The sequence below is a fragment of the Vibrio fujianensis genome (genome assembly GCF_002749895.1).
Lineage (GTDB): Bacteria > Pseudomonadota > Gammaproteobacteria > Enterobacterales > Vibrionaceae > Vibrio > Vibrio fujianensis.
On the sequence record NZ_NBUS01000054.1, the window covers coordinates 317,351 to 329,186 of the forward strand.

Here is an 11,836-nt window from a genome sequence, read left to right on the forward strand (position 1 = left end):
CAAGGAAGTGCGAGTAGATTGCAGGCTGCGAGCACCACAAAAAAAGTGCCAGCAAATTGCAAAATCAGTTGTAAATGACTACCTAAATTATCTAATGCTGCAAGACTAAGCCCCATCAAAAATAAGATCAGGTAGATAAGTGAAACCGTGGCTCGATTAAGCAATAAGAGTCCATTCTTATTGGAAATAGAAAAGAGATACCCCACCACCAGTGGAGCAAAGATAAACAACATCCCTGAAAGCATATATTCCTCAGCTGTACAAATTAGAAGCCACTAGCGTTGATTACGGCCTTAAGCTGAGAGCGAAATTCTTGGTCATCAAGACTACTTAGGTGGTAAAGCACTTCCGCTCCCGTAACGTTGATTTCAACGTCATGCTCATCCAAAGCTTCATCTTGTTTTCTAAATAGGAGCAAATGATGGGCAATGCGAGCGATATCAAGGTAACTGACTTCTTGGCAATGATCCACTAATTGTTGATTACAAGCAACTTCGAGAAAATCATCGTCAAATCCCCAGTGTTTTAACACAAGCTTGCTGGTGGTTGAGCAACTTGAGTGAAATATTTGCATTGCAATATCAGGATCAAGGTAGTGCCCTTTTTCAAGATAAAGATGGTATTCATTGACTAAGCAAAATAGGCCAATATCAGCTAATAGCCCAACCAGAAGGGCTTTTTCTTGCTCAAGATATAGATAATCTTCAGGCTCTATTCGTTTGAAATTCTGTGCTACTAACACCATCGTGGCTCCGAGTTCACGGGCGACGCTTGCGCTGCGAGTGAGCATTTTATTACATTCGGCACTCAAATTAATCGAATGTTTTAGCTGCTCAATGGCTTGTGCTGTGACAATGTCACGTACTCGGTGGATCCCTAAGCGCGAAACTGCTGTGACTAAGTCGGTACACGTAATGTTACGTCGATTAAATACCACTGAGTTTGCAATACGAATCACCACGGCAGCTAAGCTAGGATCATCGGTTAAACAGGTGGCAATATCAAAAATAGAAGTCGATTCAGAACGAGATAATGCCTGTATTTTGATGACAACATCGGGGATAGGAGGTAGCGAAATCTGCCCTGTACTAATAGAGAGTTCAACTAACTGAGCAAATTCACTCTCCAATCCTTGGATAAGTTGCTGTTTATTCTCTGGAAGCCAGTAAAATGATAAATGGTTCATTGAGTATGAGTAAAATCGGAAAGTCGAGTCATTCTACCGATGGCTAATCCTGTGAAGCAACCTTTAAGCGCAGAAATTGCCATAGAGATGCTGAATTTAATGACTGACTATACATTTTGTATGAATATTATGATGATATTGACGATTCAATATCCTAAGGTTGTGAATCTGATCTCATAATTTTAATTTTAAAATTTATTTGCTGTGAGTTAAGTCCGGACTTATTTCGCTTCATTAACTATCATAGAAAGAAATAAATATGCGGGCATGTAGTACAAATAAGCTTGCGATAAACCTCTACTTTTATTTCGCTATAACTTGCTGCTTCTGGTGATCTTTGTGACTCGGGGACGACGATGAAAGGATCCATGGAGATGAGTGAGCATACATTTTTTGATTATGTTATTAAGTTTGGCGCTTATCAAAAGCGTTCTATGTTTGGTGGTATTGGCTTATTTCAGCAAGATGCCATGTATGCATTATTAACGGAAGAAGCGATTTTCATTCGTGGTAGTGAGGAGTTGGATCAACAGCTTATCAATTTAGGGTGCGAGAAGTACCGACATGTGAAGAAGCAAACAACTGCTACGGTGAATTACTATGATATTACCGAGTTATTTGAAAATCAGCATCCAGAGCTAGAGAGCATTATTCAACGTTCGATTCGTTATTCAATTATGCAGCGTAATTTTCAAAAATCTCAAGCGAGTCGTCGTTTACGTGATCTGCCCAATATGCAGTTAACGTTAGAACGGATGGTAAAAAAAGCTGGTATTGATGATGTTGATACCTTCATTAAACTAGGTGCACCAAAAGTGTTTAGTAAAGTGCGACAAGTTTATGGTAGCGATGTTGATGTAAAATTGTTATGGAAATTTGCAGGGGCGATTGAAGGCGTGCACTGGAAATTGTTACAAGAGCCGAGAAAGCGACAGCTTCTTGAGTACTGTCAGCACCATTAACATCAGCATAAAAGAAAAAACCGAGGACTTCACCTCGGTTTTTTCTTAGCCTATCTAAACCATCAGTAGGGTGATGGTTATCGTACACAAGGCGATTAATAATTAAAACGCGCAGTAAATAAAACTTGATCGCCATAAGCATCATTAAAACGGGCTTCGGCTCCCAGTGAGAAAAGTTCGGTTGAATGAAAACGGGCAAAAACGGAACCGAACCAATCGTCGTTATCATCAATCGAGACATACCCTCCTTTGCCGCCGACTTCAAACTGTGGCCCTAGCCACTGGCGTACGCCAAGATTAAGTTCCATCCCGGTATCGGCACTGCCTTGATGTTTACGATCTTGTAAGCGAAATAACATTTCCCCTGTAAAATCGGCCCAATTATTGACTGGAGCATGAAAACCGAAACCGGTTGCCAAATCAAAATCACTATCAAATTCTGAGTCAATGCGAGCGACAACATGAGCATTAGGATGAATTGATTTACTAAAGCCTGCACCATAAGTGGTTGGGCTAATACCAATTCTGGCCTCAATGTAGTCATAATTGAAGTTGCTCATGACCGTCGGACTATTGGGGTCAACCTGGGCTAAAGCGTGTGCTGAAGCAAAAAGTAGTGCGGTTGCAAGGATTGTTTTGCGCATAATCTCGATAAACCTATCTGTTTATGATGAATTCCATATTAAAGCGGTGTTTCCGCCATGACAAAGTGCTACAACTTAAACATAACCTAAGCACGGTATATCAGCAGAGTTTACCTAAAACAAGGTCAATACACTCTTGACTGATTTTATTTTCATGGGGGAGTGGCTTATGTTAGGCCACTTGGCTCTTACATCATAATTCACTCACGCATGACAACTCCACTCTAAAATGTCAGGCTTTTGTCACCTTAACAAAAAACAAGCAAAAAAAATGCCACTTGTATCATTTTTGATTAACTATTCGCCATAGCTCATACGATTGGCTGCAATGGCATTTAGAATCGGTTCCGCATCCAAGATTTGTATCCAAGGCATTAAATCTTGCTCGTGTTCGATTACATACTGCGTGAGTTGTTCACGTACAATCTGACAAAGCTGTTTTGATTGCCAAGGTTTATTGATAAAAAAATCCAAACTAGAGTGGTTAATGGCTTCGACCGTATCATCCAATCCTGCTTGCCCTGTCAGTAGTATTTTGCGTGTTTTCTGGGTTTGCTCCTGTTGATTGAGTTCAATTAAGAAATGAATCCCAGTTTCTTTTGGCATAATGTGATCGCATAAAATAAGGGCTAACGGTATTTTCTGTTGTTGATAATCCTCAATAACCGCTTTAGCTTCTGCTACCGACTCTGCCGCCTCAATAATAAAATGAGTTTCAAAATCACGGAGATCCTGCAGAACACTATCGAGAACTTCTCTTTCATCATCAACACATAAAATCATTAACTTATGCATTTTATTCTCCTTAATATCTATATACGCTCTGAGGTGGTCGGTAACCAGACTTGCATCGTGGTGTATTTATTGACTTGACTATCAACGGCTATCCATCCTCGATGTTGGTGGACAATTTGTTGACAAATTGATAGACCAATACCGAGCCCAAAATGTCCTTCCCGCTTGGTGGTGTAATTTAATGCAAAAATTTGTTGTTGACGTTCTGGTGGAATACCGTTGCCATTATCGGTAAAGCTAACCACAACGTAACTTGTTTCTTGATCGTGCTGTAATTCAGTCTTAATCGTTAATGACCCATGTTCAGGAAAGGCTTCAATGGCGTTGGAAATCAGGTTAGTCCAAACTTGTTGTAACGCAATCGGTAGGCATAATACTGGTGGAATATCACCGTAATGTTTTTCAACGGTGTGTCTCTTTAAATGGTTTTCAAAGATAATCAGTGTATCCTCTAATCCTTCATGAATATCAGCGAGATGGAAGGTTTCATCGTCTGGTCGCGCATAACTTTTTAAACTTTTGACCATATCCGCAATACGTTGTGCGCACACTTGAATTGAACGTAAGTTACTGCCAACAAGATAGTAACGTTCCAGCATTTCTATGTCTTGTTCTGCCTGTTGCGGATTATTTTTTACCTGATTACGTAGTGTGTGGTCATTTTCTAAACCGAGTTTGACCATTTTTTTTGCAAGTAATCGATGATGGATGTGTTGCTCTAATGTTTTGGCTTTTTCACGTTCTTTGGCGGTTGACATTGGATTGACTTGTAACGCTTGCCCAAGGAGCTGTACTCCTTTTTGCTCTAATGGTTGTAAAGCCTTATGACAAATCAATTGATTGAGGTGGGTGCGTAATGTATCACTTCCTCGTAAGATGGCAGCAACGGGATTATTCAACTCATGTGCAACACCTGCAACTAATTGTCCAAGTACGGCCATTTTTTCACTCTCGATAAGCTGTTGATGTGCTAACTCTAAGGATTCAATGGTTTTTTGTAATTGCAGTTTGGTATTAATACTGCGTTGTAAACGACGATTAAAATGTCGTAATAATAAGTTGGTGAAAAGTGGTAATAGCTGCGTGTCATTATGCATAACCTTGGCAAACACATCTCGATCAAGTTTGATGACCTCTGTTTTAGTTAAGGTAATTGCCGTTGAAAAAGAAGGTTCTCCTGTAACAAAAGACATCCCACCGACTAAGTTACCTTTAGTATGGCGCACGACTTCCCTTTGTTGACCCTGTTCATCTTTTTTATAGAGTGCAACTTCTCCGGCAGTAATAAACCATAAAAACTGGTTGGCTTCTCCTTCTTTGGTTAATAAATGTTCAGCGGAGTAGGTTCGACAAGCTCGAGTCTCGTCGGCTTGAGCAAAGAATTGACGTAGCGCACCAATCACTTGTTCGGCCAGTTGGTGATCGGTTAGGCGATGATAATCGCTGATGAAACCTTCTCGATAGAGGTGCATTTTATTATCAATATGAGCGCGAAGAATACGGGTTTGGTCGAGCAGGGTGCTGTAGCTAAGAATATTATCTTTATCATATTGCAGGATATAATTGGTCAATTCTTGGAAGACGGTTTTATATAACACATTGTCTTGTAGGGGTTTGGTTAAGCAGTAGTCCAGTCGACCTTCATTGACGGCATTTAGAATAGCTTGAATATCTTGCCCGCAACTGATAAGGATTTTTCTTGCATTTTTGGTATGTGCTAATTTATCCAACTGGACTAAAAAGTTAGCACCATCAAAGTGTTGATGATGGCTTGCAATCACCAAGGCGACGATCTGGTTTTGCTCTTCAATAAATTCGAGAGCTTGATCAGCTTCTTCGAATGATTCTGCGGTATAGAGGTCAAACTTCGTGATAAAGGCACTCAATTCATGACGCCACTGCTCGACGCTGACGGGATTATTGTCTAAACAAAGTAGCGCATATGAATTCACAATGTTCTCAAACCTATCTATTCATAGTTCTAACATTGTAACAAGTTTTATACAGTTTATTTGAGAGCTGGGTTTAAGAACCTTGAATCTGTACAATGAGAAATTAATTTTCTTCATGCAATCATTTTTATTGTCCATTGAGATGGTTTTTGGCCAAACTTATAGACTGAGTTGTCCAATCGATCAGCCCAGTTCCTTTTCGCGGGTCAATGCGTCGGTGAGGTTGACTGGATATATTACAAGGAAAATCTTATTTTATGAAAACGCTGAAACGAATTGGCGCTGTGGGTGGGGCGGTTGCTCTAATTCTTTGTTGGCCTTTAGCAGTTGGGCAGGTCGGTCAAAAAATAGTCACCGATGGCTTGGCAAACCTAAGTAATGATCAAGTTAAAACCGAATTAGTCAGCTATGAGCGAGGTTATTTTTCATCCTCAGCGGTGACGCGATACACGGTTTTAGATCGAGATATCAAACGGCAGCTTGAACAACAAGGTTTACCAAGCGAGTGGGTGATCAACAGCGATATTCAGCATCATGCCTTTAGCCTTTCGGCTGTTTCGACCTTTTCGGAACAAACCCATATTCCTCTACAGCTCAACACTCAGACTCGCCTCAATGGTAGTACAGATTTTCAAATGCACTTAGATAATTGGTTCTATCAATCAAAAGGAGAACAGCCGTTTACGTTATCCATGACCGCTTCAAGTTTACAAGGCACGGCATCGATTTTGGGTGAGATCAGTTATGCTTTAACGCTTCCATCTATTGCCTTGAACTTTACCAATGGTGAACAAGTACAATTAGCTCATGTTTATGGTGAGGGAAAGGGCAAACAAGAGAAGGGTTTTTGGGTTGGCCAACATAAAATAACCTTGGGAGAAATGACCATTCGTGATGTTCGACAGGCTACCAGGTTTAATCTGAATCACGCCATGTATGAGTTTCGTTCTTCGATGGATGCATCCAAGCAACGATTCACTGGCCAGCATATGGTGACTGTTCGTGCACTAAAAACTGGTGATGATGAAATTCGTGACGCAATCTTTGATTTTACCCTTGGTGATGTGGATAGAAAGGCCTTTACTCAGTTGTCTGAACTTTATCAAGGTGGCCGCACTTTATCGAATTCTTTGATAAATCAAGCACGCCCTGCGATTGAGAAACTATTTTCACAAGGCTTTAGTCTCACGCTAAATCGATTAGCGCTGACGATAGGACAAGGTGAGTTGGAGGCTAAATGGCAGCTGACAGTACCAGAGGGCACCCATGATGTTTTACACGATCCCGGCGCACTTTTTTCAGTTTTAAGCGGTTTTTTAGAGGCGTTGGTATCGCAATCATTGGTGAAGGATTATCCCTTTATCCAGCAAGGCGTGGATCAATTAGTCTTGATGGAGATGGCGACACACAATGAACAAGGTTATCAATTAAAAGTGGATATTCACAATGGGCTATTGGTTTTCGCTAGTGGTAAACAAGTTCCGTTGACCGCGTTGATGATGCCACTTCTGCTCCAGTAAACATTATACCCTTTCTACATGAAGCTGCAGGGGTGTTGGCTACGTTCTTTCACCCCCAATCACATAGCCTGTCTGTCTATGCTCATGGGGATGATGAGAGCCATCCGTGGCCCTCACCAAAGGCCAGCCTACGGCTGTTCAAATTTGTTCCAGACAAATTTGTCACTCACTTGCCGCCTACCTGCAACTCCAAGTTGCTTGGGTATAGGTTCAGAGAGGCTGGAAAAGGTTCATTTGTCGCTGTTAGGGTGATTGTGTCCATGCCTTAAATAAGCATTGTTGATAAAAGAGCAAAATGAAATTTTAAAAGACATCATCTTTGGCTCTTCTTCAATCTCTTTGATCGAGTTATAGTAAGTCCAAATCACATTTTTATAGCAGGAGTAAGCTAAACATGGAGCCGAATACGGACACTGTTTTTAATTTTAGTGCGGGCCCCGCTGCACTACCTAAAGCGGTCATGGCTAAAGCACAGGCAGAATTTGTCAATTGGCATGGTCTTGGCGCGTCAGTGATGGAAATTAGTCATCGCAGCAAGCCTTTTATCCATGTAGCGCAACAGGCTGAGCAAGATCTGCGTGATTTATTGGCGATTCCTGACAATTATAAAGTTTTATTTTGTCAAGGTGGTGCTCGAGCTCAATTTGCAGCGGTTCCGATGAATTTACTCGGCCAAGCGACTTGTGCCACTTACATTGATGCGGGATATTGGGCGGCCAGTGCGGTGCAAGAAGCAAAGAAATACTGCGAGGTCGATATTTTTGATGCGAAAACTGAGAAAGATGCAAAAATTGCAGTACTTCCCGCCAGTGAATGGCATATTGACCCTGACGCTGCTTTTGTGCACTTTTGTCCTAATGAAACTATCGATGGCATAGAAATCAATGAGTTACCCGTTACGGATAAGCCGATAGTTGCGGATATGTCTTCAACGATTTTGTCACGTGAAATCGATATTACTCGATATGGCGTTATTTATGCTGGAGCTCAGAAAAATATTGGCCCTGCCGGGCTCTGTATTGTGATTGTGCGTGATGATTTACTTGATTTAGCGAATCAAGCTTTGCCAACGACACTAAATTACCGAGTGCTTGCCGAAAAAGATTCCATGTTTAATACCCCACCGACCTTTGCTTGGTATCTTTCTGGGTTAGTTTTTCAATGGTTAAAAGAGCAAGGTGGTGTGCAAGCGATAGAGCAAGTAAACCGAGCTAAAGCTGCGCTGCTTTATGACTATATTGACGCATCAAACTTTTATCGTAATAACATTCATCCTGATAATCGTTCTCTGATGAATGTTCCTTTCCAATTAGCAAAACCAGAGTTGGATGGCACCTTTTTAGAATTGGCCGAAGCTCGTGGCTTGTTGTCATTAAAAGGACACCGCGTGGTCGGTGGTATGCGCGCTTCTATTTATAACGCTATGCCACTGGAAGGGGTGCAAGCTTTAGTTGACTTTATGCAAGCGTTTGAAAATCAATACGCTTAATGATTGATGCCCCAAATGGGTCCGACTTAAGGCTCATGCGAGTGAGCCTTTTTACTCCTGATGAACCTTTCTCACGCTTCTGTGCAGTTTATCATTATTTTTATTGATACTTTACGATCAATTATAATGAAAACTGCTTCCTATTGGTCCATACTCAATAATGAAAATAACAATAAACTGACCATGGCTTGGTGTTAATGGCTTAGCAAAAACCTTTAGGCTCTGTAAGGAAAGAAGTAAGGCCGAGAATGGCTTGCTGGTTGTCCTGATGTGGTTAAGGGAATCGCACAGTAAAACGTGCATGATAGGGATAATTTGCTTAGAGAGGTAACCCATGAAATTTAGCCATAAAGTGGTTGCAGCATCTTCGGTGATGTTGCTTTTAACACTGGCATTATTGTCGACACAACAGTATTTCACGGTACGGACAGAAATTGAAACACAAGTCAACAATAGTGCTGAAGAGATAGTACAGGGTGTGCGCAGTACGGTCAGTAAAGAACTCAATGGAAGTAAAGTACTCGCTCAGTATGTCACTCAATTAGTCGAGGATAATATTGAGCCAGACCATGTTGCCGATATATTGAGGCAGCCCGTTTTGAACGATCATTTTATTTTGGTGGGTTTTGGATATGAAAGTAATGGGGGTCACGTAGGTAGCGATCCTAATTGGGATCCAGGAGCAACATGGGATCCGAGAGTTCGCCCTTGGTATCGAGATGCTAAAAATGCCGGTCAGTTGACGATCACAGCTCCCTACGCAGATTCAGCAACCGGAGAAATTTTAATTTCTATCGCGACGCCAGTGACATATCAAGGACAATTTTCCGGTGCGATTTTCTTTGATGTGAGTTTAGTCTCGCTAGCCAAATTAGTGAACCAAGTTTCCTTATTTGATGCAGGGTATCTTTTTATTGTTGCCGATGACGGAACACTGGTTGCTCACCCTGATGAGAAATTAAATGGTAAACCCATGTCTGACTTCTTACCCAGAGTCAAAATGAGTCGAGAGATACAAGAAATAACGCTTGATGGACGAGACTATCAGTTGCGTTTTGTCGATATACCGGGTGAAAAGTGGTCAGTTGGCGTTTTACTGGATGAAAGTATTGCTTTTGCTGCTATTGATGATTTGCGGCGCAGTGCTTTGATTTATTCTGTGATTGCGTTAGTCATCAGTACCTTGATTCTTTCGCTAATACTTCGTGTTCTCATGCGGCCTTTGGACACCTTAAATGATGCAATACAGGACGTGGCGTCTGGGCAAGGCGATCTCACGAAGCGGTTAGATACCAATACAGATTTTGAATTTGCGCGGCTAGCCACCGGGTTCAATCAATTTACCGAAACTTTGCAACGGTTAATTAGTGAATCTAAGCAAATTGGTCAGCAAATTATGCATAGTACCGAATCGACAGCGCATGGCTTGCAATCTTCAACTGAGGCAATGCAAAATCAAATGCATGAAGTGGAGCAGCTCGCAACCGCGATGCATGAAATGGCGACCACATCTAATGATGTTGCCAGCAACGCACAAGGGGCCGCTTCCGCTGCCCAAGAAGCGGATAATGCAACTGAAGAAGGTTCACAAGTGGTTAACCATACCACTGAGGCGATCAATGCCCTTGCATTAAGAATCGATCAAGCGGTTGAAGAAGTGAAGCAGCTTGAAGTCGCGACATCCAATATCGAGACGATTTTAAAAGTCATCAATGATATTGCTGATCAAACCAACTTATTGGCGTTAAATGCGGCCATTGAAGCAGCTCGAGCAGGAGAATCCGGTCGTGGTTTTGCCGTGGTTGCTGATGAAGTTCGAACTCTGGCTCAACGAACGCAACAATCGACGACTGAAATCAGAAATATGATTGAGCAATTGCAAGTCGGATCGAGTGCCGTTGCAGGAGCGATGCAACAAAGTAAAGATACTGCGACAGAAACAGTCGCCAAAGCTTGTGAAGCAAATGATGCGTTATTGCGTATTCGTCAAGCTATCCAACAGATCACGGATATGAATATGCAAATTGCATCAGCGGCAGAGGAACAGAGCTTAGTAGCTGAAGAAATTAACGCGAATACGGTGAAAATTAAAGATTTATCGGTTCAAGTTTCTGATACTGCGAGTCAGTCAAATGATCAAATGCGAGAGCAGTTAGAGAACGTTCGTCGTCAAGATGCAGTGATGAATAAATTCATTGTGTAATCATTGATGTTGTGAGAAATCACTAACATAGATTGTAAAAAAAACCTCGGGTATTTATACCTGAGGTTTTTTTATTAAGAGGTATACTCCGCTTTATGGGCGAACGGAGTTTCCCCGTTTTTTCTTCGTGTTGACTTTTGTTTTAGGGCGGCTGTTCTGATTGGTTTTACTGCCACGAGTTTGACTTGACGCATGATCGCGAAGTGCATCAAATCCCGGTTGATGTTTAGTGTGTTTGGTTGCAAAGCGGTTAGAACCGTGACGACCTGATTTACGACGTGGATTTGCTGTTGATTGCTCATTATCTTCAGCGGGGACTAAGCAGCCAGGCTTGTCACCAATTAAATATTTTTTACCCATTGCGACTAATGCTTCACGGATAAGTGGCCAATTAAGAGGATCATGATAACGCAGCAGTGCTTTGTGCAAGCGACGCTGACGTTCTCCTTTGGCTACGGTAATATCTTCTCGTTTCTTATATTTCACGCGTTTAAGCGGATTCACTTGTGAGTGATACATGGCCGTGGCATTACACATCGGAGAGGGGTAAAAATTTTGTACTTGATCACACTGATAGTTATTATTTTTAAGCCACAATGCAAGGTTGACCATGTCTTCGTCTTCGGTTCCTGGATGAGCAGAGATAAAATAAGGTATTAAATATTGTTTTTTACCTGCTTCCGCACTGTATTTTTCAAACAGTTGTTTAAAGCGGTCATAAGTACCCATTCCTGGTTTCATCATTAAATCCAGTGGTCTTTTTTCAGTATGCTCAGGGGCAATTTTTAGATAACCCCCCACATGGTGAGTCACCAGTTCACGCACATATTCTGGAGACTCAATCGCTAAATCGTAGCGTACCCCAGAAGCGATAAGAATTTTCTTAATACCAGGAATCTTTCGGGCTTCTCGATAAAGATCGATGGTGTGTTTATGATCGGTATTGAGCTTATGACAAATTCCCGGAAACACACAAGAAGGACGGCGGCAGTTTGCTTCTGCTTTAGGATCTGAACAACCCAAGCGATACATGTTGGCGGTCGGGCCTCCTAAGTCTGAAATTGTCCCGGTAAAACCGGGGACTT

Annotated in this window: 8 protein-coding genes and 2 pseudogenes; 4 read left to right on the forward strand and 6 right to left on the reverse strand. The window is 41.7% G+C overall.

Annotation, left to right across the window (positions count from 1 at the left end; all coding sequences use genetic code 11):
• A pseudogene (locus B7C60_RS19535) lies at positions 1–245 on the reverse strand (LysO family transporter); the annotation flags it as partial.
• Between the two features lie 20 nt (positions 246–265).
• Complete coding sequence (locus B7C60_RS14540) at positions 266–1,186, reverse strand: HDOD domain-containing protein (protein ID WP_099612278.1); 921 nt, start codon at positions 1,184–1,186, stop codon at positions 266–268.
• Positions 1,187–1,560: 374 nt separating this feature from the next.
• On the opposite strand from B7C60_RS14540, the gene B7C60_RS14545 reads away from it, so the two are divergent.
• On the forward strand, positions 1,561–2,148 hold the full coding sequence (locus B7C60_RS14545) for a TfoX/Sxy family DNA transformation protein (RefSeq protein ID WP_099612279.1): 588 nt from the start codon (positions 1,561–1,563) through the stop codon (positions 2,146–2,148).
• Positions 2,149–2,243: 95 nt separating this feature from the next.
• On the opposite strand, the gene B7C60_RS14550 is transcribed toward B7C60_RS14545, so the two are convergent.
• The 3 genes from B7C60_RS14550 to B7C60_RS14560 form a co-directional block, all read right to left on the reverse strand.
• Positions 2,244–2,792: a hypothetical protein gene (locus B7C60_RS14550; protein WP_099612280.1), complete on the reverse strand. Its 549-nt coding sequence runs from the start codon at positions 2,790–2,792 to the stop codon at positions 2,244–2,246.
• Positions 2,793–3,089: 297 nt separating this feature from the next.
• The gene (locus tag B7C60_RS14555) at positions 3,090–3,587 is read right to left on the reverse strand and encodes a response regulator (RefSeq protein WP_099612281.1); all 498 of its coding nucleotides are present in this window, start codon (positions 3,585–3,587) and stop codon (positions 3,090–3,092) included.
• Positions 3,588–3,604: 17 nt separating this feature from the next.
• Complete coding sequence (locus B7C60_RS14560) at positions 3,605–5,539, reverse strand: ATP-binding protein (protein WP_099612282.1); 1,935 nt, start codon at positions 5,537–5,539, stop codon at positions 3,605–3,607.
• A gap of 257 nt (positions 5,540–5,796) precedes the next feature.
• On the opposite strand from B7C60_RS14560, the gene B7C60_RS14565 reads away from it, so the two are divergent.
• From B7C60_RS14565 to B7C60_RS14575, 3 genes are all read left to right on the forward strand, one after another.
• Entirely contained in the window at positions 5,797–7,059 is a 1,263-nt protein-coding gene (locus tag B7C60_RS14565; RefSeq protein WP_099612283.1) for a DUF945 family protein, read from the forward strand.
• 394 nt (positions 7,060–7,453) lie between these two features.
• A complete protein-coding gene (gene serC, locus B7C60_RS14570) occupies positions 7,454–8,548 on the forward strand; it encodes a 3-phosphoserine/phosphohydroxythreonine transaminase (RefSeq protein ID WP_099612284.1) in 1,095 nt (364 codons plus the stop codon).
• A gap of 334 nt (positions 8,549–8,882) precedes the next feature.
• Positions 8,883–10,751 carry a methyl-accepting chemotaxis protein gene (locus B7C60_RS14575; RefSeq protein WP_099612285.1) on the forward strand — a complete coding sequence of 623 codons (1,869 nt, stop codon included), beginning with the start codon at positions 8,883–8,885 and terminating at the stop codon, positions 10,749–10,751.
• A 191-nt stretch (positions 10,752–10,942) separates the two neighbouring features.
• On the opposite strand, the pseudogene B7C60_RS19540 reads toward B7C60_RS14575, so the two are convergent.
• Positions 10,943–11,836 (reverse strand): annotated as a pseudogene (locus B7C60_RS19540) (DUF3362 domain-containing protein); the annotation flags it as partial.